This window comes from Paraburkholderia aromaticivorans, from assembly GCF_012689525.1.
Classification (GTDB): Bacteria; Pseudomonadota; Gammaproteobacteria; order Burkholderiales; family Burkholderiaceae; genus Paraburkholderia; species Paraburkholderia aromaticivorans_A.
This window is the reverse complement of sequence record NZ_CP051516.1, coordinates 4,387,053-4,410,348: the sequence shown is the minus strand read 5'-3', so window position 1 is coordinate 4,410,348 and position 23,296 is coordinate 4,387,053. Positions and strand designations below refer to the sequence as shown.

Annotated in this window: 23 protein-coding genes; 19 read left to right on the top strand and 4 right to left on the bottom strand. The window is 63.3% G+C overall.

Features of this window, described 5'->3' with window-relative positions; all coding sequences use genetic code 11:
• Position 1: 1 nt before the first annotated feature.
• The 3 genes from HF916_RS48275 to aqpZ all read right to left on the bottom strand — a co-directional run bounded on the left by HF916_RS48275 (position 2) and on the right by aqpZ (position 2,188).
• Positions 2–313, bottom strand: coding sequence for a PXPV repeat protein (locus HF916_RS48275; RefSeq protein WP_168795563.1), 312 nt, complete (start codon positions 311–313; stop codon positions 2–4).
• Between the two features lie 286 nt (positions 314–599).
• Positions 600–1,295, bottom strand: a complete 696-nt coding sequence (locus HF916_RS48270) for a histidine phosphatase family protein (protein ID WP_168795562.1) — start codon at positions 1,293–1,295, stop codon at positions 600–602.
• Positions 1,296–1,447: 152 nt separating this feature from the next.
• On the bottom strand, positions 1,448–2,188 hold the full coding sequence (gene aqpZ, locus HF916_RS48265; RefSeq protein WP_168795561.1) for an aquaporin Z: 741 nt from the start codon (positions 2,186–2,188) through the stop codon (positions 1,448–1,450).
• Positions 2,189–2,478: 290 nt separating this feature from the next.
• Here aqpZ and HF916_RS48260 point away from each other — a divergent pair, with 290 nt between their 5' ends.
• The gene (locus tag HF916_RS48260; RefSeq protein WP_007179981.1) at positions 2,479–2,781 is read left to right on the top strand and encodes an H-NS family nucleoid-associated regulatory protein; all 303 of its coding nucleotides are present in this window, start codon (positions 2,479–2,481) and stop codon (positions 2,779–2,781) included.
• A 292-nt stretch (positions 2,782–3,073) separates the two neighbouring features.
• On the opposite strand, the gene HF916_RS48255 is transcribed toward HF916_RS48260, so the two are convergent.
• Positions 3,074–4,138: a glycosyltransferase family 4 protein gene (locus HF916_RS48255; RefSeq protein WP_168795560.1), complete on the bottom strand. Its 1,065-nt coding sequence runs from the start codon at positions 4,136–4,138 to the stop codon at positions 3,074–3,076.
• 706 nt (positions 4,139–4,844) lie between these two features.
• Here HF916_RS48255 and flhD point away from each other — a divergent pair.
• The 18 genes from flhD (at position 4,845) to flhA (ending at position 23,215) form a co-directional block, all read left to right on the top strand.
• Positions 4,845–5,165, top strand: coding sequence for a flagellar transcriptional regulator FlhD (gene flhD / locus HF916_RS48250; protein WP_168795559.1), 321 nt, complete (start codon positions 4,845–4,847; stop codon positions 5,163–5,165).
• A 51-nt stretch (positions 5,166–5,216) separates the two neighbouring features.
• A complete protein-coding gene (gene flhC, locus HF916_RS48245) occupies positions 5,217–5,777 on the top strand; it encodes a flagellar transcriptional regulator FlhC (RefSeq protein ID WP_132376579.1) in 561 nt (186 codons plus the stop codon).
• Positions 5,778–5,991: 214 nt separating this feature from the next.
• A complete protein-coding gene (gene motA / locus HF916_RS48240; protein ID WP_006050895.1) occupies positions 5,992–6,852 on the top strand; it encodes a flagellar motor stator protein MotA in 861 nt (286 codons plus the stop codon).
• Between the two features lie 32 nt (positions 6,853–6,884).
• Positions 6,885–7,892: a flagellar motor protein MotB gene (gene motB / locus HF916_RS48235; RefSeq protein ID WP_168795558.1), complete on the top strand. Its 1,008-nt coding sequence runs from the start codon at positions 6,885–6,887 to the stop codon at positions 7,890–7,892.
• 84 nt (positions 7,893–7,976) lie between these two features.
• Positions 7,977–8,354: a response regulator gene (locus HF916_RS48230; RefSeq protein ID WP_007179975.1), complete on the top strand. Its 378-nt coding sequence runs from the start codon at positions 7,977–7,979 to the stop codon at positions 8,352–8,354.
• A gap of 88 nt (positions 8,355–8,442) precedes the next feature.
• Positions 8,443–10,725, top strand: coding sequence for a chemotaxis protein CheA (gene cheA / locus HF916_RS48225; protein ID WP_168795557.1), 2,283 nt, complete (start codon positions 8,443–8,445; stop codon positions 10,723–10,725).
• Positions 10,726–10,788: 63 nt separating this feature from the next.
• Positions 10,789–11,325, top strand: coding sequence for a chemotaxis protein CheW (locus HF916_RS48220; protein ID WP_168795556.1), 537 nt, complete (start codon positions 10,789–10,791; stop codon positions 11,323–11,325).
• Positions 11,326–11,368: 43 nt separating this feature from the next.
• On the top strand, positions 11,369–13,231 hold the full coding sequence (locus tag HF916_RS48215; protein ID WP_168795555.1) for a methyl-accepting chemotaxis protein: 1,863 nt from the start codon (positions 11,369–11,371) through the stop codon (positions 13,229–13,231).
• 16 nt (positions 13,232–13,247) lie between these two features.
• Complete coding sequence (locus tag HF916_RS48210) at positions 13,248–13,439, top strand: hypothetical protein (RefSeq protein ID WP_168795554.1); 192 nt, start codon at positions 13,248–13,250, stop codon at positions 13,437–13,439.
• Positions 13,436–14,386: a CheR family methyltransferase gene (locus tag HF916_RS48205; protein ID WP_168795553.1), complete on the top strand. Its 951-nt coding sequence runs from the start codon at positions 13,436–13,438 to the stop codon at positions 14,384–14,386. The genes HF916_RS48210 and HF916_RS48205 overlap by 4 nt, the downstream gene beginning before the upstream one ends.
• On the top strand, positions 14,383–15,210 hold the full coding sequence (gene cheD, locus HF916_RS48200) for a chemoreceptor glutamine deamidase CheD (protein WP_168795552.1): 828 nt from the start codon (positions 14,383–14,385) through the stop codon (positions 15,208–15,210). Before HF916_RS48205 ends, cheD begins: the two co-directional genes overlap by 4 nt.
• Positions 15,211–15,215: 5 nt before the next feature.
• Positions 15,216–16,304 carry a protein-glutamate methylesterase/protein-glutamine glutaminase gene (locus tag HF916_RS48195; protein WP_168795551.1) on the top strand — a complete coding sequence of 363 codons (1,089 nt, stop codon included), beginning with the start codon at positions 15,216–15,218 and terminating at the stop codon, positions 16,302–16,304.
• 86 nt (positions 16,305–16,390) lie between these two features.
• Positions 16,391–16,786 (top strand): chemotaxis response regulator CheY, encoded by a 396-nt coding sequence (cheY, locus tag HF916_RS48190; RefSeq protein ID WP_168795550.1) that lies wholly within the window; start codon positions 16,391–16,393, stop codon positions 16,784–16,786.
• Between the two features lies 1 nt (position 16,787).
• Positions 16,788–17,498 carry a protein phosphatase CheZ gene (gene cheZ, locus HF916_RS48185; protein WP_168795549.1) on the top strand — a complete coding sequence of 237 codons (711 nt, stop codon included), beginning with the start codon at positions 16,788–16,790 and terminating at the stop codon, positions 17,496–17,498.
• A 287-nt stretch (positions 17,499–17,785) separates the two neighbouring features.
• Positions 17,786–18,331 carry a DUF2844 domain-containing protein gene (locus tag HF916_RS48180; RefSeq protein ID WP_168795548.1) on the top strand — a complete coding sequence of 182 codons (546 nt, stop codon included), beginning with the start codon at positions 17,786–17,788 and terminating at the stop codon, positions 18,329–18,331.
• A 15-nt stretch (positions 18,332–18,346) separates the two neighbouring features.
• The gene (locus HF916_RS48175; RefSeq protein WP_168795547.1) at positions 18,347–19,642 is read left to right on the top strand and encodes a DUF3443 domain-containing protein; all 1,296 of its coding nucleotides are present in this window, start codon (positions 18,347–18,349) and stop codon (positions 19,640–19,642) included.
• Positions 19,643–19,892: 250 nt separating this feature from the next.
• Entirely contained in the window at positions 19,893–21,116 is a 1,224-nt protein-coding gene (gene flhB, locus HF916_RS48170) for a flagellar biosynthesis protein FlhB (RefSeq protein WP_168795546.1), read from the top strand.
• Positions 21,113–23,215 (top strand): flagellar biosynthesis protein FlhA, encoded by a 2,103-nt coding sequence (gene flhA, locus HF916_RS48165; protein ID WP_168795545.1) that lies wholly within the window; start codon positions 21,113–21,115, stop codon positions 23,213–23,215. The genes flhB and flhA overlap by 4 nt, the downstream gene beginning before the upstream one ends.
• Positions 23,216–23,296: the final 81 nt, after the last annotated feature.

Below are 23,296 nucleotides of genomic sequence, written 5' to 3'. Positions count from 1 at the left end.
ATTACCCGTGCCATCCGCCACGGCGGTCGCCATGGTCGCCCCCGTTATCGTGGCCCCAGCCACGCTCATTGTGGTTCCAGTTGCGATCATATCGATGGTCGCCACGGTAGTAGTCGCCGCGATCGTAGCGGTGGTCCCACCCGCCGTTGCCGTAGTAGACCGGCTGCGGCGCCGCATAGACCGGGGCTGGGCGGGCATAAACCGGTGCGCCGAGCGACAGGCCGATGTTCAGATCCGTATGCGCTTGCGCGACGCCGCATGCGCCCGCCGCGAGTCCTGCAGCAACCAGCAAGTGAGTGACGATGCGTTTCATGTTTGTTCTCCTGTGAGGCGACGTATGTGTGTCGCACAGGACCAATCTACGCATTCCCGTCGATGGGTACTGCGACGAGATGTTACGGACTGCAAGCATCGCCGCAGGGTTTGAACGTTGTGAGCAGCCGTACATAGGTACACCACTCGTCAAGCACCGCTCGGTCAAAGCCCCACCCGATAGGGATTCGCGGCCCATTGAGCCGCGCCGAATCGCGCCCGCCGTCACGCTGTGCCCAAATCACATGGCCGCGTGCGTAATTGCGGCTTACATCTGTATTACCCGATTAATCTGCCGCGCTCGACGAAACCGCCGACGCAGCCGCTGACGAAGCCCCTTGCAACTGCGCGCAAGGGCAATCGGTCGCACGTCCATCCAGCCCCTGACGATCATGTTTGAAGTTGGCGCGCGCGGTGCCGTTCTGCCAGTTGAGGCGAACAATATAAATACTGTCGAAGTCGTCGCTCTTCCAGTTCGGGACATCGGCGGCATTGCCGCCGTGCGCGCTCATCATCTGGCGCAATAGCTTCACGATCAGCTTGTGTTCCCACGCCACGACGATGAGCTTGTTGCGATTGGCGGGATTGACGAGCGCGGTGCCGAGCTGGTCGATCTGAGCGAAACCATAAGGCGTTTGCACCGGCATCTGGAACTGGATGGCGGTCGGCTCGATCGTCGCAAGCGGCCGGATGTAGTAGTAGGGCTTGCCGCTGTCGTCTTTTTGCTGGCCGGGATCGGGTGCGTAGATCGCATCCGGTTTGCCGAACTTGGCCGCGATCACTGCCGGCAACGCCAGCGCGCGGTTGAGTCCCTGGCAGTTGAGTTGCCCATAGCCTTGGGCGGGTTTCTCACCGTGCCGCACGAACACGAGCGTTTCCGTCTGGCCGTCGGCCGCATGCGCGGTGGGTAGCGCCAGCACACCCGCGCACAAGCCGCCGATGGAGAGTGCGACGCCATGCAGGAATCCGCGGAAACGCTTCATAGGGAGCACCTGTGCGAGCTTGGGAAGTCGCACGATTCTAGCAGCGGGCGCGAGTTAGCTAGCGCGGCGATATCGAGGTGCCGACGCCGTCCGCCGCAAAACAAAGCGGGCGCCGCAGCGCCCGCTTTGTTGCCTGAATGACAGCGCGCGAATTAGTCGAGCGCCAGCTTCTGCGAATTGCCGCTGCGGCTTTCAGCGATGACCGGGTACAACACGCCCGCGATCACTGCGCCGAGGATCGGCGCAACCCAGAACAGCCACAACTGATCCATGGCCGCGCCGCCGACAAAGAGCGCGGGGCCAGTGGAACGCGCCGGATTGACCGACGTGTTGGTGACCGGGATCGAAACCAGGTGAATCAGCGTGAGGCACAGGCCGATGGCGATCGGTGCGAAGCCGGCCGGCGCGCGCTTGTCGGTCGAGCCGAGAATGACGAAGAGGAAGAAGCCGGTCATCACCACTTCGCAGATGAATGCCGCGGCGAGCGAGTAGTGGCCCGGCGATCGCTCGCCATAGCCGTTGCTGGCAAAACCGCTGGCGACGAGATCGAAGCCGGGTTTGCCCGACGCGATGAGCGACAGCACCAGCGCACCCAGCACCGCGCCGATCACCTGGGCGACGATGTACGGCAGCAGGTCGCGCGCCGGAAAGCGCCCCGCGACGGTCAGGCCGACGCTCACCGCCGGATTCAGATGGCAGCCGGAGATGTGGCCGATCGCAAAAGCCATGGTCAGCACGGTCAGGCCGAACGCGAGCGACACGCCCACGAAGCCGATGCCCAGACCGTGAACCGGGCCGGCGAAGTTGGCGGCGAGGACAGCGCTGCCGCAGCCCCCGAGCACGAGCCAGAAAGTGCCGAACAATTCGGCAGCGAGGCGCTTTGACAACTGCATGATTGGTAATCCTAAAAAGATTGAGCCTTCCGCCAGCACACGCGGCTAAGTCCGTCCGCATGCCTTGAACGCGCAATTCTAGGGAAAGGCCGCCAAATCAGGTGTCAAGAATTGTCAATGTGGTGTCGCCTTTACCTTTTTATTGCGAGATAAAGATGCCGTTTTACAATTCACCGATCTTATTAATTATCAGAGGATATCTTGCTAAATCGGTATTCTTGTCCATTGCGAATTTTTATAATTGCAGTTAGTCTGCGAGCCAATGAGTTCTAGAAAAGGGGAGAACCGGAATGTCTCAATATGCAGACCTCAAGGCGCAGATCGCCAAATTGCAGGCACAAGCAGAAGAAGCGCGGCGTACTGAAATCGACAATGTGGTCGCCGACATCCGCCAAAAGATCGCTGAATACGGTCTGACGGCTCAAGACCTCGGCTTTGCGGTCGCCGCCAAGCGTGGCCGCCCGCCCAAGAAGGCACCGCTGCCGGCAAAATACCAGGATCCTAAGTCGGGCAATACGTGGAGCGGGCGCGGCAAACCGCCCAAGTGGATCGTCGGTAAGAATCGCGAGCGCTTTCTGATTGGCGCGGCTTGAGCCGATTGCCGGTCGAGGCGAAAGCCAACTGAAGGTTTATTGGCATTCGGTGTTTATTCGCTGAGTGCTAATCCGCGATGGAAGCGCATCCATACCCGTATTAAAAAAGCCGCCCTCGAGGGGCGGCTTTTCTGAACAAAGAAGCGGGATAACTTGGATTTTCCGCTCGCGCAAACGATTCACACGACAAATGATCTCACTATTGACCTGCAAATCGGAAACGCTGTGAGCGGCGGATTCCGATACTCAAGCGGCTGAGCAAAAAACTGCCACAGCCGCTTAAGCGCGGCGTTTAACCCACCGCGACTCGACGCAACACCGGGCGGCGCGTGGCTTCGATCAGTGCCGAATAGCCATCCACGTAATTCTGGGCCATCGTCTTCGAGCTGAAGCGGCGCTCGAACTGGGCGCGGATTTCGGTGCGCGACAGTTCATCCAGGCGTTGCAGTGCAGCGACCGCGCCTTGCACGTCCTCGACGATGTAACCCGTCACGCCGTGGTCGATCACTTCCGGCACCGAACCGCGGTTGAACGCGATCACCGGTGTACCGCACGCCATCGACTCGATCATCACGAGGCCGAACGGCTCCGACCAGTCGATCGGGAACAGCAGCGCCTTGGCGCCGGACAGGAATTCGGGCTTCTGCGCTTCATTGATCTCGCCGACGAATTCCACATGCGCCAGCGACAGCAGCGGCTCGATTTCGCGCTTGAAGTATTCCTGGTCGACCTTGTCCACCTTGGCGGCGATCTTCAGCGGCAAACCGCTTTGTGCAGCGATCTTGATAGCTGTATCGACGCGCTTCTCGGGACAAATACGGCCGAGGAACGCCAAATATTCCGGCTTCTTGTGGGTGTGCGGCGTGAGCAGTTGCTCCGGCAGACCGTGGTAAATCGTGTTGAGCCAGTTCGCTTGCGGCAGCGGTGCACGCTGCGAATCGGAGATCGAGACCACCGGCACGTTGGAGAACGCATCGAACACCGGTTGGAGTTCCGGCAGGTCGAGGCGGCCGTGCAGCGTCGTCACGAACGGCGTGTCCATCGTCGTGAAGAGCGGGAACGGCATGTAGTCGAGGTGGAAGTGCAGCACGTCGAACTCATGCGCGACCTTGCGCACCTTTTCCATCATCAGGACGTGCGGAGCCAGCGAATCGCGAATCGTCGGATCTAGACGCAGCGCACGAGGCCAGCAGGCGTCGAGGTTCGCGGAGGTGACCGAGTCGCCGCTGGCAAACAGCGTGACGTCGTGGCCGAGGTCGACCAAGGCTTCCGTCAGATACGACACGACGCGTTCGGTGCCACCGTAAAGTTTCGGCGGGACAGCTTCATACAACGGCGCAATTTGTGCGATTCGCATGCGTTTTCTCCTAATCAGAACGGCATCCCACAGCGACGCTCGAGTAGAGCGAGGAGCGAATGCCTGACGGACGGTTGGGCGCGGTAAGCCGCCGCCCGGGGGTGTTCCGAACCTGCATCGGGTAATCCCTTAGCTTCATTATCGGGATTGGCCGCGCTAATTCGAGTTATTTTTCAAACACTTAATGTTGTTACAGCGCGAAACATGGCGCGTTACAGGTCGTCTGGAAGCTCAGCTCCCTAATCGGGAAGCGCCGCCGGATGATTATTCGAACGCTGAGAAGCCATCAGCAAGGCGCGGGCCCGAAACGTGGAGCGCGGCGCCTACACGGTGCGCATTGCAGAGAAGTGAAAACGTCTTATAATTCTCGCTCACCGCTGTAACGGTGCGGGCCATGAGTCAATCAGACTCACCATCTGGTTCACATCGTTGAAAGCAGCGTGTTCAACGCGCATGGAAAATTCCAGATCGCGCGCCTCCGCTCCCCGCAAACCCGCTCTCCGACTCGCCTTTGTAGGAAAAATTCCTACACGAATGACGGATTAATCCGTCAACAAGGCTGGGTGTCTGTCCGATTTTCGTCCGCTCCCCCTTTCGACACAATGCTCGCAAGACCAGAAACGAGCCGTTTCGTGCGGTTTCAGTGCGCGCGTTCGAGCAAACGTTTCCGTAACGGCCTGACCAGCCAGATACACCCGGGGGAATCATGAGCGCGACAAGCGAAATGCTCAATGAGATCAGAGAAGTCAACCTGTCTTATCTCCTGCTCGCCCAGCGACTGCTGCGCGAAGACAAGCCGATGGGCATGTTTCGCATGGGGATTTCGGACCAGTTAGCCGATGTGCTTGCCAATCTGTCGTTGGCGCAGACCGTCAAGCTGGCGGCGTCCAATCAGGTGTTGTGCCGTTTCCGTTTCGACGACCATGCCGTACTGTCCGCTTTGGCGGACAAAGGCAAATCCAGCGCCGTAGCCCAGGCGCATTCCGCGATCCTGATGGCAAGCCAGCCAGTCGAACACCTCGGCTGATGGCACGTTGTAATTCAAACAAAGCGATCAGGACGGGGGAAACGCAAACGGATGGCCTATAAAAGTGTTGTGCTCGAAGTCAGGGAAATCACCCTGGCGATCGAGCTGATCGAGCTTGGCGCGCGTTTGCAATTGCTGGAAGCAGAAACCAGTCTGTCGCGCGACCGGCTCATCAAGCTATACAAAGAGCTGAAAGGGGTCTCGCCGCCCAAGGGCATGTTGCCGTTTTCGACCGACTGGTTCATGACCTGGCAGCCGAACTTTCACTCATCGCTGTTCTACAACATCTACCGGTTCATGGCCGATCATGGCGGCTGCCTGACGATCCAGTCGATCGTGAAAAGCTACCGGCTCTATCTGGAACACGTCCAGTTGCACGACGACGAGCCCGTGCTCAGTCTCACGCGCGCCTGGACGCTGGTGCGCTTTTTCGACTCTGGAATGCTGCAAATGACCGCCTGCTGCCGCTGCGGGGGACATTTTGTCGCGCATGCGCACGATCCGCAGCACGCGTTCGTCTGCGGCCTGTGCCAGCCGCCTTCGCGCGCCGGTAAGACAAAGAAATTTGCCGACGCCCGGGCCCGCGAGAGCCTCGCTGCTCTCGAAGCCTGACCTGGAAGGCGGCCGCCGGTGCGCGGCGCGCCTTCCATCGCCCATGCGGCGGGGCTTCCAGCCCGCCCGCGCTATGGCCGGTCCCGCCGGGCCAGCCGCATCCGCCTCTGGTTTACACCGGAGCGACGAGCCGCTTTTCCGCCAAAGTTTTCCGCTTCGTTGCCGTAAACCTTATTAACGACGGTCACCGTCGCTTCTTTGTGAGGGCTCGGCAGTGCTGATTTTCGTGGGAACACTCGTGACGCTTTTGTCCGTTTTCGGCGGTTACGCGCTGGAAGGCGGCCATCTCGGCGCGCTGCTGCAGCCCGTTGAAGTGCTGATGATCGTCGGCGCCGGTGTCGGCGCATTCATTCTGGGTAACGGAATGAAGACGATCAAGGCCACGCTGCGCGTCATTCCAACCCTGTTCAAGGGCGCGAAGTACAACAAGGACGTCTATATGGAGCTGATGGCGCTCCTCTACGTCCTGCTGGCCAAGGCGCGCAAGGAAGGCACGCTGACGCTGGAAGCGGACATCGACGATCCGTCGAAAAGTCCGATCTTCACCCAATATCCGAAGATTCTCGCGGACCATCACATCATCGAATTCCTGACCGACTACCTGCGTCTGATGGTGGGCGGCAACATGAACGCGTTCGAGATCGAAAGCCTGATGGACGAGGAAATCGAGACGCATCACCAGGAAGGCGAAGCGCCCGCTCACGCGCTGAACAAGGTCGGCGACGCAATGCCGGCGTTCGGTATCGTGGCCGCGGTGATGGGCGTGGTGCACACCATGGCCTCCGCCGACAAGCCGCCCGCGGTGCTCGGCGAGATGATCGCGCAGGCGCTGGTCGGCACCTTCCTCGGGATTCTGCTTTCGTACGGGCTGATCGGGCCGCTCGCGAGCGTCGCCGAACAGCGCGTGACCGAGTCGACCAAGATGTTCCAGTGCATCAAGGTGACGATTCTGGCCAGCCTGAACGGTTACGCGCCGGCGATTGCCGTCGAGTTCGGCCGCAAGGTGCTCTTCTCGACCGAACGCCCGTCGTTCGCCGAGCTGGAAGAGCACGTGCGCCGCGTGAAGGCCAAGTAAAGGTCAGATAAAGGGCACCGGGAACCGAACCGATGAGCAAGGACAAAGACCGCGCCATTATCGTCAAGCGCGCCGCGCCGAAGAAAGCCGGCCATCACGGCGGCGCCTGGAAGCTCGCGTATGCGGACTTCATGACCGCGATGATGGCGTTCTTCCTGCTGATGTGGCTGCTGAGTTCGGCCTCCACGGTGCAGTTAAAGGGGATTGCCGATTACTTCAACCAGCCGTTGAAGATCACGCTGTGGGGCGGCGACCGCAGCGCCGAGGACTCGAGCATTCTGAAGGGCGGCGGCCGCGATATCTCGACCGACGCGCAAGGCGTAACGCGCTCCACCGACGGTTCGAACAACCGCTCCGAGCGCAGCGTCTCGCACAACAACGAAGACTCGATGAAGCAGTTGCAGGGCGAGCTGGAGCGTCGTGAGCAGGTCCGCCTGCACGATCTGCAGGTCAAGCTGATGGCCGCGATCGAAGCGAATCCGGTGCTGCGCCAGTTCAAGCAGCAGATCCGCATCGACTCGACGCTGACCGGCCTGCGCATCGAAATCGTCGACTCGCAGAAGCGGCCCATGTTCGCGACCGCGAAAGACCAGGTCGAGCCGTATATGCGCGACATCCTGCGCGAAATCGGCCACACGCTGAACGACGTGCCGAACCGCATCATCGTGCAGGGCCACACCGACGCGGCGCAGTACGCCGGCGGCGAGAAGGGCTACAGCAACTGGGAACTGTCTGCGGACCGCGCCAATGCGTCGCGCCGCGAGCTGATCGGCGGCGGCATGGACGAGGCGAAGGTGATGCGCGTGCTCGGCCTCGCGTCGACGCAGAACCTGAACAAGGCGGATCCGATGGATCCGGAGAACCGCCGCATCAGCATCATCGTGTTGAACAGGAAGTCGGAGGAGGCGCTGAATCATGACGACTCCACCACGACCACCTTGTCGGACGATGCAGCCGGCTCCAAGCCGTTGCTGCAAAAGCTTGCGCAGCCGGTAACGGTTGCACCGAAGTTGCCGGCGGCAGTGCCGTCGGCCCAGTAACAGACAGCGATTGCCCCGCTGATTCGCGCGCCCTGCCGGCGCGGACGGCGGGACGATCCCTAGCGTACGTGCAGCGAGGTTTTCATGATCAGGCACATCCTGGCAATCGACGATTCGGCATCGATGCGGCAGATTCTCGCCGCCACGTTGACGACGGCAGGCTACGAGGTGACGCTCGCGGCGGACGGCAACGAAGGGCTCGAAAACGCGCTCGCCATGTCGTTCGACCTCGTGCTGACCGACCAGTACATGCCAGGCAAGACCGGCCTCGATCTGATCGCCGCGCTGCGCAACAACCCGGCTTACCAGGCGACACCCATCCTCGTCCTCACGACGGAATCGGGCGAGCCGTTCAAGGAAGCAGCACGGGCTGCGGGCGCGACCGGCTGGATCGAAAAGCCGCTCGACCCGGACATGCTGACCGAACTGGTGGCGGCGCTAGCCGAGCCAGACCACGCGTAAGCGCCACACATAGACCCAGTTATAGAAGCTCTCGACGCGGCGGCACGGCAGCCCAAGCCAAGACAGGAACTCTCGCGGTGACCCAGGCATGACACTCGACATCACTCAGTTCTATCAGACGTTCTTCGACGAAGCGGACGAACTGCTCGCGCAGATGGAGCAGTTGCTGCTCAATCTGGATATCGCTCACCCGGACCCCGAAGACCTCGCGGCAATTTTCCGCGCGGCGCATTCGATCAAGGGCGGCGCGGCGACGTTCGGTTTTACCGCGCTGACGGAAACGACGCACATTCTCGAATCGCTGCTCGACCGCGCGCGCAATAACGAACTCGTGCTGCGCAAGGACATGATCGACACGTTCCTCGAAACCAAGGACGTGTTGTCCGGCCAGCTCGCCGATTACCGCGCGAGCGCCGAGCCGGACGCGGCCACCGCGAAGGCGATTTGCGCGAAGCTCGAACGCCTGAACGCGGAGAGCCGCGACGGCGCGGCACCGGCTGCGGCTGCAGCACCCGTTGCCGCGAGCGTGGCATCCGTTGCAACACAGGCAGTACAAGGCGGTACCCCGCCGGAGCACGTCGTCGAACAGGCGGTGCAGGCGGCGGGTGAATGGATTGACGGCGAACCGGCACAGACCGGGCAAGCCGCGGGAGCCGGTGAAGATACCGGTCCCCATCTGAAAATTACGCTACGGGGCGTTGGTGAGAAGGACCAGGAACTGCTGGCCGAAGAGCTCGGCAACCTGGGCAACATCGTCGGGCAGGTCAAGAGCGGCGGCGATCTGACGCTGTGGCTCGCGACCGATGTGACCTCCGACGACATCATCGCCGTGTGCTGTTTCGTGATCGACGAAAGTCAGATCGTGATCGGCCGCGGCACCGCACCGGCGGACGACACGCAGCAAGGCGAACCTGGAACGCCCGACGCTGCCGATTCGTCCCCGGCGCAAGCAGTACAGGCAACTCAGGCGGACCACGCAGCATCGCCGGCACCGGCGGCCGGCACCGCTGCACCCGCATCAACAGCCACGCACGGCCTGTTCGACGCACCGGCCGCGCCGGCGCCAGCCGCGGCTCAACCCGCGGCGGCCACGAGCGCACCGGCGCCAGCGCAGGCGAGCGCAGCCGCACCCGCCGAACCGGACCGCAAGGCGGCACGTCCGGCTGTGGCAGCGGGCGGTGCAGAAGGCAGCTCGATTCGCGTCGGCGTCGAAAAGGTTGATCAGCTGATCAACCTGGTCGGCGAACTGGTGATCACGCAGGCCATGCTCGCGGAAACCACCAGCACGTTCGACCCGGCACTGCACGACCGGCTTTTCAACGGCATGGCGCAGCTCGAGCGCAATGCGCGCGATCTGCAGGAAGCGGTCATGTCGATCCGCATGATGCCGATGGATTACGTGTTCAGCCGCTTCCCGCGTCTGGTGCGCGATCTGGCGGCGAAACTCGGCAAGGAAGTGGAACTCGTCACCTTCGGTCAGGCGACCGAACTCGACAAGAGCCTCATCGAACGGATCATCGATCCGTTGACTCACCTCGTGCGCAACAGTCTCGACCACGGCATCGAAACCGTGGAAGCGCGGCGCGCGGCGGGCAAGGATTCGACCGGCCAGCTGGTGCTGTCGGCGGCGCATCACGGCGGCAACATCGTCATTGAAGTGAGCGACGACGGCGCGGGCCTGCGCCGCGACAAGATTCTCGCGAAGGCGGCCAAGCAGGGCATGCAGGTCAGCGAGACCATGAGCGACGAAGAAGTCTGGAACCTGATCTTCCTGCCGGGTTTCTCCACGGCGGAACAGGTCACCGACGTGTCGGGCCGCGGCGTCGGCATGGACGTGGTGAAGCGGAACATCCAGTCGATGGGTGGTCACGTGGAAATCACCTCGCACGCCGGCAAGGGCAGCACCACGCGCATCATGCTGCCGCTCACGCTGGCCATTCTCGACGGCATGTCGGTCAAGGTCGGCAACGAGATTTTCATTCTGCCGCTGAACTTCGTGATGGAGTCGCTGCAGCCGCAAGCCGAGGACATCTACACGGTAGCCAACGGCGAGCGCGTGGTGCGGGTGCGCGGTGAATATCTGCCGCTGGTGGCGTTGCACGAAGTGTTCAACGTCGAAGGCGCGAAGCAGGAACCGACGCAAGGCATCGTCACCATCATGCAAACCGAAGGGCGCCGCTTTGCGATGCTGATCGACGAACTGGTGGGCCAACAGCAGGTCGTCGTGAAGAACCTGGAAACGAACTACCGCAAGGTGCACGGCATTTCCGCCGCGACCATTCTCGGCGACGGCAGCGTCGCGCTGATCGTGGACGTCGCGGCGCTGAACCGCGAAACACGCCACGCGCATGGCGCGCTGAGCCTCGCATGATGTCCGTCACACTCGTCGTAACACTTACTCAACTCAATTCATCCCAACCGTTTGGGGGCTAACGTGGCAGAAGTCCAATCCATCAATTCGAGCGTCGCGAACGCGAGCGGTACGAATGGCCGCCGCGACGCGCAGCAGGCAGACGCCGGCGGTCAGGAGTTCCTCGTCTTCACGCTCGGCGCCGAAGAGTACGGCATCGACATTCTCAAGGTGCAGGAAATCCGCGGCTACGACAACGTGACGCGCATCGCCAACGCACCCGAGTTCATCAAGGGCGTGATCAATCTGCGCGGCATCATCGTGCCGATCGTCGACATGCGCATCAAGTTCCATCTGGGCCGTGTCGAGTACGACCACCAGACGGTGGTGATCATCCTGAACGTCGCGCATCGCGTGGTGGGGATGGTGGTGGACGGCGTGTCGGACGTGCTGACGCTCGCCACCGACCAGATCATGCCGGCGCCGGAATTCGGCGCCACGCTGACGACCGAGTACCTCACGGGTCTGGGCACCGTCGACGGCCGCATGCTGATCCTGATGGACATCGAGAAGCTCATGACCAGCCGCGAAATGGCGCTGATCGAAACGCTCGGCGCCTAACGGCGCCAGCTTTCACGAAACGATTGGGATAGGGAGCATCGAAATGCTGAGCAGGTGGTCGATTCGCGCGTCGTTGACGATGGTGGGGATCATTTTGGTCGCGCTGACCGTGGTGGTCGGCGTACTTGGGCTGACCGCGCTGAATCGCGCGAGCCAGTCGCTCGACCGCATTGCGCGCGGCGATCTGGTCGCCATTCATGCACTCGACGATGCCTCGGCGTACCTGCTGCGCTCGCGCGTGTCGCTGGACCGCTTCAATGCGTTGAGCGCGTCGGGCGACACGGAGCAGGCGAAGAAGGTGCTCGATCGCGCAGAGGAGTTGTACGGCAAGGGCAATCAGAGCTGGCAGACGTATCTCGACGCGCCCAAGAGCGGCGTGGAGCAGGCGCAGCTCGACGAACTGCTGGCGCGCCGCACGGCGGTGATGCGTGACGGCCTGGAGCCGGAGTTCGCCGCGCTGCACGCGAACGATCTGGCCGCGTATCACGCGATCGCGGATACGAAGATCAGCCCGATGTTCGTGTCTTACGACAACGCGGCATCGGCGGTCATCAACAGCTTGCAGCAGCAGGCCGTGGATCAGCAGGCGAGCACGCAATCGAACATCTCGCTGATGACGACGCTGATCATCGCCGTCACCGTGCTCGCGCTGCTGCTGGTGGTGGGTATCCGCTTCGCGCTGCGTGGCCTGATCGTGCAGCCGCTCGCCGACGCGACGGCGTGCTTCGAACGCATCGCCGCGGGCGATCTTTCCGAGACGATCAACGTCTTCAGCCGCAATGAAATCGGGCGGTTGTTCGCCGGCATCAAGCGCATGCAGGACAGCATGTCGACGATGGTGAGGGCGGTTCACAGCAGCACGGAATCGATTGACACCGGCGCGCGCGAAATCGCCATGGGCAACACCGACCTGTCGCAGCGCACGGAACAGCAGGCCGCCTCGCTGCAGGAAACCGCGTCGAGCATGGAGCAGTTGACCGGCACCGTGCGGCAGAACGCCGAGAACGCGCGTCAGGCGAGCCAACTGGCCGTCAACGCATCCGACATCGCCACGCGCGGCGGCGACGTGGTGAGCCAGGTCGTCACGACCATGCAGGACATCGCGAGCAGTTCGAACAAGGTCGTCGACATCATCGGCGTGATCGAAGGGATTGCCTTCCAGACCAATATTCTCGCGCTCAACGCGGCGGTCGAAGCCGCGCGCGCCGGCGAACAGGGCCGCGGCTTCGCGGTGGTGGCCGGTGAAGTGCGCAGCCTCGCGCAGCGCAGCGCGAGCGCCGCGAAGGAAATCAAGGAACTGATCGGCGACTCGGTCGACAAGGTGCAAAGCGGCTCCGCGCTAGTCGGCCGCGCCGGTACGACGATGGACGAGATCGTGCAGGCCGTGCGCCGTGTGACCGACATCATGGGCGAAATCAGCGCGGCGTCCGAAGAGCAGTCGGGCGGCATCGAACAGGTGAATCGCGCGGTCGTGCAGATGGACGAAGTCACGCAGCAGAACGCCGCGCTGGTCGAACAGGCGGCGGCTGCGGCGGCCTCGCTCGAAGACCAGACGCGTCAGTTGCAGGCCGTGGTGAACGGCTGGAAAGTGGCCGGCGGCACGGCGCACAGCAGCGCGGCGGCAACGCGCCCACATCCGGCGGCGTCCCGCGGGACGAGCAGCAAGAGCAAGCCGGCGGCCAAAGTTGCGCCGCATGCATCCGTGAACGGCGGCGCAGCGCACCCGGCGGCAGGCACAGCAGCAACGAACACTGCATCGGCGTCGGCCAATCACGACACAGGCGCTGCACGCGTCGAGCCGGCACTCAGGCCGAAGACGGCCCGCGCGGCATCCGAATCCGCAGCACGCCCGGCCGCGGTCAACGCGGCCACGGCGGGCTCGGATGCGGACTGGGAAACATTCTAGGAAGTGGCACAAAGACATGCAGTCATTCGGCATCTCGCTCCATGAGGGGCGAATCATCGAAGCACGCTTTATCAGCGTGTCGCGGGCCGACTGCATGGTGGCGGAACTCGCGGGCGGGCGCGACCCCGCGAACACAATCCCTTCTTCTCAGGACGATTCCCTGGGCGGAAAGCGGGATGGCTCGTATCGCAGGCAGGAACTCTCATGATGGCAACGCGCGCACAGCAACGTCCGGACCGGGCGGACCCGGTTAGATCCGGCGAACAGGCACGGGATTTCGAATTCACGTCGACGGACTTCGCTCGCATTCGCGAACTGATTCACCGCAGCGCGGGCATTTCGCTGTCGGATCACAAGCGCGACATGGCGTACAGCCGTCTGGCGCGCCGTCTGCGTGCCCGTGGGCTCGACACCTTCAAGCAATATCTCGATCTGCTCGAAGCGGAAAACGATCCCGCCGAGTGGGAAGCGTTCACCAATGCGCTGACCACCAACCTGACGGCGTTTTTCCGCGAGGCGCATCACTTTCCGATCCTCGCCGAATTCGTGCCGCGCCGCGCGCAGCCGGTTTCGGTCTGGTGCTCGGCGGCTTCGACCGGCGAAGAGCCGTATTCGATTGCGATGACGCTGATCGAAGCGCTCGGCGACAGTGGCGCGCGCCAGGCCTCGGTGCTCGCCACCGACATCGACACCCAGGTTCTGGCCAAAGCCGAAGCCGGCATGTACCAGTTCGACCAGGTCAAGCATCTCTCGCCCGAGCGGCTCAAGCGCTTCTTCCTGAAGGGCACCGGCGCGCATGCGGGCATGGTCAAGGTGCGCCCGGAAGTGCGCGCGCTGGTGCGCTTCGAGCAACTCAATCTCACTGACCGCGATTACCAGTTGCGCTCGCAGTTCGACGCGATCTTCTGCCGCAACGTGATGATCTATTTCGACAAGCCGACGCAAGCGCAAGTGCTCGCGCGCTTCGAGCCGCTGATGAAGTCGGGCGGCCTGCTGTTCGCCGGCCACTCGGAAAATTTCACGTATGTCACGCAGGCGTTCAAGCTGCGCGGCCAGACCGTCTACGAGCTGACGCGTGACGCGACCGGCGTGCGTACGCCGGCGCGCGCGACGGCAACGGCGTCGCATCACACGGCGAGCGGGGTCACGGTATGAGCAGCGCCCTGCCGATCGCCACCAATCTGTATTTCGACAACCACTTCCAGCGCCCCGGCGTGAAGTTGTTGCCGAACGAGTTCTACACCACGCACGAAGACATGGTGCTGGTCACCGTGCTCGGTTCCTGCGTCGCGGCCTGCATCCAGGATCGCACAGCCGGTATCGGCGGCATGAATCACTTCATGTTGCCCGACGATGGCGCGGACGTCGCGCAGGCCGCATCGGATTCGATGCGCTACGGCGCTTACGCGATGGAAGTGCTGATCAACGAACTGATCAAGGCCGGCGGCCGGCGCGAGCGTTTCGAAGCCAAGGTATTCGGCGGCGGCGCGGTGCTCGCCGGCATGACGACGATGAACATCGGCGACCGCAATTCGGAGTTCGTGCGTCGCTATCTGGCGCTGGAAAAGATCCGCATCGTCGCCGAGGACTTGCAGGGCTCGCATCCGCGCAAGGTGGCGTTCATGCCGCGCACGGGCCAGGTGATGGTGAAGAAGTTGCGCCTGCAGCAGGAAGCGGGCGTGGCCGAGCGCGAACAGGCGCTGATGCGGCAAAGCGCCGAAGCGCGCGCCGAGCGGCTCGCCGCGGCGCGCAAGCGGGTGGAACTGTTCTCGACGCCGGCCGCATCGAGAGCCAAGGTCGAACTGTTTTCGACTTCCGCAGGCGCACGCCCGAAGGTCGAACTGTTCGGCTCGTCTGCGGGCGGAACAGCGGCCACAGCAGCAGGCAGTCCGGGCGCGGCGAAGCCGCGCATCGAACTGTTCGGCGCAGGCACGCGCCCGATTAATTCAAACAACGCCAGAACTACAGAGGAGGCGTGAGCGCTGTGCAAAAGATCAAAGTACTGTGCGTCGACGATTCGGCGCTGATCCGCAGCCTGATGACGGAAATCATCAACGGCCAGCCGGATATGACGGTGGTGGCGACCGCACCTGACCCGCTGGTCGCGCGCGACCTCATCAAGCAGCACAATCCCGACGTGCTGACGCTCGACGTCGAAATGCCGCGCATGGATGGCCTCGACTTCCTCGAGAAGCTGATGCGCCTGCGGCCGATGCCGGTCGTGATGGTGTCGTCGCTGACCGAGCGCGGCAATGAAATCACGCTGCGCGCGCTGGAACTCGGCGCGGTCGACTTCGTCACCAAGCCGAAGGTCGGCATTCGCGACGGCATGCTCGATTACTCGGAAAAGCTCGCCGACAAGATTCGCGCCGCCGCTCGCGCACGCGTGCGCCAGGCCGCGCCGGCGCAGCACGCGGCGGCTCATGCGACGCATGCGCCGGTCGGCGCCGCGCCGCTCTTCAACAATCCGCTGCTCAGTACCGAGAAGCTGATCATCGTCGGTGCGTCGACGGGCGGCACGGAAGCGATCCGCGAAGTGCTGGTGCCGCTGCCGCCGGATGCGCCCGCGGTGCTGATCGCGCAGCATATGCCGCCGGGCTTCACAAAATCTTTTGCACAACGCCTCAATGGTTTGTGCCGGATTACCGTTAAAGAGGCAGAGCACGGCGAACGCGTGCTGCCGGGACATGCGTATATCGCGCCCGGCCACGCTCATCTGTTGCTTGCCCGCAGTGGTGCGAACTATATTGCTCACCTGTCGGACGAGCCGCCGGTCAACCGGCATCGTCCGTCGGTGGACGTGCTGTTCCGTTCGGCCGCGCAGCATGCGGGCAAGAACGCGGTCGGCGTGATTCTGACCGGGATGGGGCGCGACGGCGCAGCCGGACTGCTGGACATGAAAAAGGCAGGGGCATACACCCTTGCGCAGGACGAAGCGAGCTGTATTGTGTTCGGCATGCCGCGTGAAGCGATTGCGCTTGGCGCGGCGGACGAGATCGCAGCGTTGCCGGAAATGAGCCGACGTGTGATGGCGCGTCTCTCGGCAATGGGCGACCGCGTTCAGCGGGTATGATGCGGGCCGGTAGGATTTGAGGCGCTGGTTTGAGGCGCGAGTTGAGCGGTCAGGCGCCGCACCATGGATCAAGCAAAGGGAATGAAATGGATAAGGGAATGAAGATTCTGGTTGTTGACGACTTTCCGACGATGCGCCGGATCGTCCGCAACCTCCTCAAGGAGCTCGGCTACTCGAACATCGACGAGGCGGAAGACGGCCAGGCCGGTCTTGCGCGTCTGCGTGGCGGTACGTACGACTTCGTGATCTCCGACTGGAACATGCCGAACCTCGACGGTCTGGCCATGCTCAAGGAAATTCGCGCCGACGCCCACCTCACGCACCTGCCGGTGCTGATGGTGACGGCTGAGTCGAAGAAGGAAAACATCATCGCGGCGGCTCAGGCCGGCGCGAGCGGTTATGTCGTCAAGCCGTTCACGGCCGCGACGCTCGACGAGAAGCTCACCAAGATTCTCGAGAAGATGGCGAAAGCCGGGAGCTGATGTGAATCTGCCGACCAACGCGCAAGACGCCGAAGCGGGTAGCGAGAGCGGCGGCTTCGCGTCCGACCGTATCCTCGCCCGCATTGGGCAATTGACGCGCACGCTGCGCGACTCGATGCGCGAACTCGGGCTCGACAAGCATGTCGAGCGTGCGGCGGAAGCCGTGCCCGATGCCCGCGACCGTCTGAAGTACATCGCGAACATGACGGAGCAGGCCGCCGAGCGCGTCCTGTCCGCCATCGACGTCGCCAAGCCGATCCAGGAGCAGCTGCAGAAAGACGCGGGCGAACTCGACGCGCGTTGGGAGCAGTGGTATACGGCGCCGATCGAGCGCGAGGAAGTGCGCGCGTTGATGAACGACACGCGGACCTTCCTGCGCGGCGTGCCCGACGCGACCAGCGCGACCAACTCGCAGCTCATGGAGATCATGCTGGCGCAGGACTTCCAGGATCTGACCGGCCAGGTCATCAAGAAGATCACGGATGTCGTGTACCTGATCGAGCAACAGTTGCTCGGCGTGCTGGTCGAGAACATCGCGCTCGAACGGCGCGAGCAGTTCGCGGCGAACGCGGCGGCGCTGGCGGCCGAAGTCTCGCCGACCGGCAGCCCCGAACATCTGCTGAACGGTCCGCAAATCAATCCGGAAGGCAAAACGGACGTGGTGCAGGACCAGTCGCAAGTCGACGATCTGCTGGCAAGCCTCGGCTTCTGACCTGCCGGCGCGACACCACGTCGCGCCCGCCCGCTAGGGGCGTCGGGTCGAACCAGTCCGCATAGCAAGCCACGCGCCCGCGTGTGCTTGCTGTCTGCCGACACAAACCACAGGCATACTACGAACTCAAGCAGCGGCACGGCGCTCCGGTGAAGACACACGCCGGTCGGTGGCACGATGGGGAAAAACCCTCCGCAGTGCGACCGCAGCGGTGCCGTATGATCTGCATACATGCAGCCGGTTTGCACCACGTGCGAATCGAGCAGCAGCTCGGGAGGAGCCTTGTCATGTGGAGTCGTGTACGCCGCGCCGGGATCGTTACGGCGCTTGCCTTGCCCTGTTCGTTAATCGTCGTGCAGTCCGCTCATGCGGGACTGGGCGGCGCCCCCATGACACCGCCCACGGGCGCGTCAGTCTCGTCCCGTACCGTTCAGCCCGGCAGCAGCGCCGCCAACGCGGCGCAGGGCGTGATGCACTCCGCGTCCAACGCCGCGTCGTCCACTTCATCTTCCACGTCTTACACCGTGCGTGAGACGTCGCTCGGCAACGGCACTGTGGTCCGCGAATATCTTGCCTCGGACGGCTCCGTGTTCGGCATTGCATGGCGCGGCCCGCAAATGCCGGATCTGAACGATCTGCTCGGCAGCTATTTCCCGCAGTACGTGGCCGGCGTGAAGGCAGTGCGCGCGGCGCGCGGCGGCAGCCGTGGCCCGGTCGCGGTCGACCAGAGCAGCCTCGTGGTGCGCTCTGGCGGCCACATGGGCGCGTTCAATGGCCAGGCGTGGTTGCCCCCGGCGCTGCCCGCCGGCGTCAGCGGTTCAGACATCCAGTAATAGCGAGGACGAGACATGCGAACCAAGCATATTGCTGTGAAGCTCCAGGGCTGGATGCAGGCCGTCGTGGCCGTGGTGTTGGTGTCCGCGCTCGTCGCGTGCGGCGGCGGTGGCGGCTCCAATAACAATTCATTGAGCGCGCTGAACGGCGGCTCGCTGCCGCCCAGTCCCACCCAACAGCCGATCGCCGCGACCGCGTCAAATACCGTGCCCATCACGGTCGGCCAGGGCGTGAACGGCGTCATCAATATTCCGGCGGTCAGCGTCAGAATATGCGCGCCCGGCTCGACCTCGAATTGTCAGACTATTGACAATATCCAGGTCGATACCGGTTCGTACGGGCTACGCGTGGTTAGCTCGGTCCTGAACGCCTCGCTGCTCAATGCGTTGCCGGTCAGCACCATCAGCGGCAGCGGCGCGCAGCTCGCCGAGTGCGCGACCTTCGCGGACGGCTTCACGTGGGGCACGGTGCGCACTGCGACCATCGCCATCGGCGGCGAGACGACGACGGCGGCAATTCCGATGCAGATCATCGGCGACAAGGATTCGAGCACGGTGCCGACGCGCGGCTGCGGCAGCGGTTCGGCCGAAAATACCGTCAGCGATCTCGGCGCTAACGGCATTCTCGGCATCGGCACGTCGCCCACCGATTGCGGTTCGACCTGCGCGGACCCGTCGACGGCGGCCAACTTCAGCAATTACTTCGCCTGTCCGGGCGGCGTGTCGTGCGCCCGCACGGCGGTGCCGCTCGCGCAGCAGGTGGCCAATCCGGTCCCGTACTTCCCAGTCGACAACAACGGCGTGATCGTGCAGATGCCGCCGGTGTCGGATACCGGCGCACCGTCGGCCACCGGGACACTGGTGTTCGGCGTCGGCACGCAGGCGAACAATGCGCTCACCGGGGTCCAGCGCTTTACCACCGACGCCTTCGGCGACATGGACAACAGCGTGTTCAACGGCACGACGGTGCAAGCCTTCCTCGATTCGGGCTCGAACGCCTACTTCTTCGGCGATAGCTCCCTCGCGCAGTGCGGCAGCAACTTTGCGGGCTTTTACTGCCCGTCGTCGGCGCAAACGCGGACGCTGACGCTGGTCGGGCTGAACAACACCCAGGCGACCGCCAGCATCGGCATCCTGAGTGCGGCGACGTTGTTCAGCAACGGCGGAAACTACGCGTTCAATGACCTGGCAGGGCAGATCGGCGGCAACAGCAGCTTCGATCTCGGGTTGCCGTTCTTCTACGGGCGCCACGTGTATTACGGCATCGATCAGACCGCGAATGGCGGTCAGACGCCTTTCGTGGCGTTCTGAACGAAGCGCCGCACTGAAGCCTGAAGCCTGAGGCCGGACCGGCGCTCGCGCGCGACCGCGCGGGTGTCCGGCCCGGCCGCCGAGCGGCCATTTCGCGTCAGCAAGGCCGACCAGCCGGCTTCCCGGCTGTTCCATCCCTCGAAATACCCCCCTTTCTCCGCCCTTATCCGCCGATCGGTGCTTGCGTCGAGCGGGAATAATCGCTCTCACTGGAAAGAGGCGCCGTGCCTCAGCCGACTGGAGAGCGTTTGTGGCAGAGGATAGCGACCTCGAAAAAACCGAATCAGCCACTCCCCGGCGCCTGCAGAAGGCGCGCGAGGAAGGGCAGATCGTGCGTTCGCGGGAGCTGTCCACGTTTGCCCTGCTGGCGGCGGGGTTCTTCGGCGTGTGGGGCATGTCCGGCAGCATTGGCGAACATTTGCAGAGCATGCTGCGCGCGGCCTTCACGTTCGATCACGCCGGCGCGTTCGAAACCCGCCGCATGATGATCGGCGCGGGCGTGGCGAGCCGTGAAGGGTTCTACGCGCTGCTGCCGATTCTCGCTTTCACCGGCGTCGCCGCCTTGTTCGCGCCGATGGCGCTGGGCGGCTGGCAGTTGTCGGCGAAAGGGCTCGAGCCGAAGTTCAACCGCCTCAATCCGATCGCCGGCCTCGGCAAGATGTTCTCGATCAACGGACCGATCCAGCTCGGCATGTCGCTCGCGAAGACGCTGGTGGTGGGTGTGATCGGTGGCACGGCGATCTGGAATCGCCGAGAAGAGATTCTCGCGCTGGCGACCCAGCCGCTGCATCTCGCGCTCGCCAACACCGTGCATCTGATCGCCGTGTGCTGCGGCATGACGGTGGCGGGCATGTTCGTCGTCGCCGCGATGGATGTGCCGTATCAGCTATGGCAATTCCACAAGAAGCTGCGCATGACGAAGGAAGAAGTGAAGCGCGAACACCGCGAAAGCGAAGGCGATCCACACGTCAAAGGCCGGATTCGCCAGCAGCAGCGCGCGATGTCCCGCCGCCGCATGATGACCAACGTGCCGAAGGCCGACGTGGTGGTGACCAACCCGACGCACTTCGCCGTGGCGCTGCAATACACCGACGGCGAGATGCGCGCGCCGAAGGTCGTCGCCAAGGGCGTGAACCTGGTGGCGGCGCGAATTCGCGAAATCGCCGCCGAAAACAATGTGCCGTTGCTGGAAGCGCCGCCGCTCGCGCGGGCGCTGTATCACAACGTCGAACTGAACCGCGAGATTCCGGGCCCGCTGTATGGCGCGGTCGCCGAAGTGCTCGCGTGGGTGTATCAGTTGCGGCGCTTCAAGACCGAAGGCGGCGACGTGCCGCTTGCACCGACCGAACTCGACGTGCCCGCGGACCTCGACAAAGGGGGCGTATCCGACGACGAAGCCGATCAGGAAGCCGCCGACACGCTCAACCCCGCTGTTAATTCAGATAACGACGACGCTTCAGGAGCCTCCGCATGAACGCTCGCGCCGGTTTCCTCGCTCGACGGCCGGATGCCTTGAGCAGCACCAATTTGCGCGCCCTCGCCGGGCCGGTGCTGATCTGCATGATCCTCGGCATGATGATTTTGCCGTTGCCGCCGTTCCTGCTGGATCTGCTGTTCACCTTCAACATCGCGCTTTCGGTGATGGTGCTGCTCGTCAGCATGTACACGATGAAGCCGCTCGATTTCGCGGCGTTCCCGAGCGTGCTGCTGTTCTCGACCTTGCTGCGTCTCTCGCTGAACGTGGCGTCCACGCGGGTCGTGCTGCTCGAAGGCCACACCGGTCCGGACGCGGCCGGCCAGGTGATCGAGTCGTTCGGCCACTTCCTCGTGGGTGGCAACTTCGCGGTCGGTATCGTCGTCTTCATCATTTTGATGGTGATCAACTTCATGGTGATCACCAAGGGCGCGGGGCGGATCGCGGAAGTGTCCGCGCGCTTCACGCTCGATGCGATGCCCGGCAAGCAGATGGCGATCGACGCCGACCTGAACGCCGGCCTCATCAACGAAGAACAGGCCCGCAAGCGGCGCTCCGAAGTTTCGCAGGAAGCTGAGTTCTACGGCTCGATGGACGGCGCGAGCAAGTTCGTGCGCGGCGATGCGATTGCCGGTTTGCTGATCATGGTGATCAACATCGTCGGCGGCCTGATCGTCGGGATGGTTCAGCACGGCATGGACTTTGCGTCCGCGGGCAAGAACTACACGCTGCTGACGATCGGTGATGGTCTCGTCGCGCAAATCCCGTCGCTGGTGATTTCGACGGCGGCCGGTGTGATCGTGTCGCGCGTCGCGACCAACGAGGACATCGGCACGCAGCTCACCGGCCAGTTGTTCACGAATCCGCGCGTGCTGGCGATCACCGGCTGCATTCTCGTGCTGATGGGCCTGATTCCGGGCATGCCGCACTTCGCGTTTCTGATTCTCGGCGGCGGTCTGATCCAGCTCGGCCGCACGATGAAAAAGCGCGCCGAGGATCGCAAGAACACCACGGCGCTCGTCGATGTCGCACCGGCCGCGCTGACGCCGGTCGAAAACACCGAAGCGAGCTGGGACGACGTGACGATGATCGACACGCTCGGCCTCGAAGTCGGCTACCGGCTGATTCCGCTCGTCGACAAGAATTCGGACGGCGAACTGCTCAAGCGGATCAAGAGCATCCGCAAGAAGTTCGCGCAGGAAATCGGCTTTCTGCCGCCGGTCATTCATATTCGCGACAACCTGGAATTGCGGCCGAACGGTTACCGCATCGCGCTCAAGGGCGTCGAAGTGGGCGTCGGTGAAGCGTATCCGGGCCAATGGCTGGCGATCAATCCAGGCCAGGTGTCCGCCGCGCTGCCGGGCACGCCGACGCAAGACCCTGCCTTCGGTTTGCCGGCCATCTGGATCGATACGAACCTGCGTGAGCAGGCGCAGGTGTACGGCTACACGGTGGTCGATTCGAGCACGGTGGTGGCGACGCACCTGAATCACCTCGTGGTCACGCATGCGTCTGAACTACTCGGCCGCCGGGAAGTACAGGCATTGCTCGAACGGATGCAGAAGGACACGCCGTCGCTGGTCGACGACCTGGTGCCGAAGTCGCTGCCGCTCACCACGCTGCAAAAGGTGCTGCAAAATCTGCTGGAAGAAGGCGTGCCGATCCGCGACATGCGCACGATTCTCGAAGCGCTCTCCGAACACACGCCGAAGATCACCGACGCGCACGATCTCACCGCCGCCGTGCGCCTCGCGCTGGGTCGCGCGATCACGCAGCAGTGGTTCCCGGGCATCGGCGATATGCAGGTGATGGGCCTCGATTCGAATCTCGAACGGGTGCTCTCGCAGGCGCTCTCGACCGGCTCCAATCCGGGTCTCGAGCCAGGACTCGCGCACACGCTGCTGAACGAAACCCAGAAGGCGATGACGCGTCAGCAGAATCTCGGGCTCGCGCCTGTGCTGCTGGTGCAGCATGCGTTGCGGCCGATGCTCGCGCGCTTCCTGCGCCGCAGCCTGCCGCAGCTCAAGGTGCTGTCGTATGCGGAAGTGCCCGACACGCGCAATATCAAGGTGGTGAATCTGATCGGCGCGCACGGCTGACGCGCCTGGTTCATAACGGCCCGCTTCACGTCGGGCAGATGGCTTTTGCCGGCGCTCATCGAGCGCCGGTTTTCATTTCGG

Excerpts from the sequence above, each read along its gene's own strand:
- HF916_RS48180 (WP_168795548.1), top strand. The coding sequence starts at position 17,786 with ATGTGGAGTCGTGTACGCCGCGCCGGGATCGTTACGGCGCTTGCCTTG.
- HF916_RS48270 (WP_168795562.1), bottom strand. The coding sequence starts at position 1,295 with ATGAAGCGTTTCCGCGGATTCCTGCATGGCGTCGCACTCTCCATCGGC.
- motB (WP_168795558.1), top strand. The coding sequence starts at position 6,885 with ATGAGCAAGGACAAAGACCGCGCCATTATCGTCAAGCGCGCCGCGCCG.
- HF916_RS48175 (WP_168795547.1), top strand. The coding sequence starts at position 18,347 with ATGCGAACCAAGCATATTGCTGTGAAGCTCCAGGGCTGGATGCAGGCC.
- HF916_RS48255 (WP_168795560.1), bottom strand. The coding sequence starts at position 4,138 with ATGCGAATCGCACAAATTGCGCCGTTGTATGAAGCTGTCCCGCCGAAA.
- HF916_RS48230 (WP_007179975.1), top strand. The coding sequence starts at position 7,977 with ATGATCAGGCACATCCTGGCAATCGACGATTCGGCATCGATGCGGCAG.
- cheA (WP_168795557.1), top strand. The coding sequence starts at position 8,443 with ATGACACTCGACATCACTCAGTTCTATCAGACGTTCTTCGACGAAGCG.
- flhD (WP_168795559.1), top strand. The coding sequence starts at position 4,845 with ATGAGCGCGACAAGCGAAATGCTCAATGAGATCAGAGAAGTCAACCTG.
- HF916_RS48215 (WP_168795555.1), top strand. The coding sequence starts at position 11,369 with ATGCTGAGCAGGTGGTCGATTCGCGCGTCGTTGACGATGGTGGGGATC.
- cheY (WP_168795550.1), top strand. The coding sequence starts at position 16,391 with ATGGATAAGGGAATGAAGATTCTGGTTGTTGACGACTTTCCGACGATG.
- HF916_RS48210 (WP_168795554.1), top strand. The coding sequence starts at position 13,248 with ATGCAGTCATTCGGCATCTCGCTCCATGAGGGGCGAATCATCGAAGCA.
- HF916_RS48260 (WP_007179981.1), top strand. The coding sequence starts at position 2,479 with ATGTCTCAATATGCAGACCTCAAGGCGCAGATCGCCAAATTGCAGGCA.
- aqpZ (WP_168795561.1), bottom strand. The coding sequence starts at position 2,188 with ATGCAGTTGTCAAAGCGCCTCGCTGCCGAATTGTTCGGCACTTTCTGG.
- cheD (WP_168795552.1), top strand. The coding sequence starts at position 14,383 with ATGAGCAGCGCCCTGCCGATCGCCACCAATCTGTATTTCGACAACCAC.
- HF916_RS48205 (WP_168795553.1), top strand. The coding sequence starts at position 13,436 with ATGATGGCAACGCGCGCACAGCAACGTCCGGACCGGGCGGACCCGGTT.
- flhA (WP_168795545.1), top strand. The coding sequence starts at position 21,113 with ATGAACGCTCGCGCCGGTTTCCTCGCTCGACGGCCGGATGCCTTGAGC.
- HF916_RS48275 (WP_168795563.1), bottom strand. The coding sequence starts at position 313 with ATGAAACGCATCGTCACTCACTTGCTGGTTGCTGCAGGACTCGCGGCG.
- flhC (WP_132376579.1), top strand. The coding sequence starts at position 5,217 with ATGGCCTATAAAAGTGTTGTGCTCGAAGTCAGGGAAATCACCCTGGCG.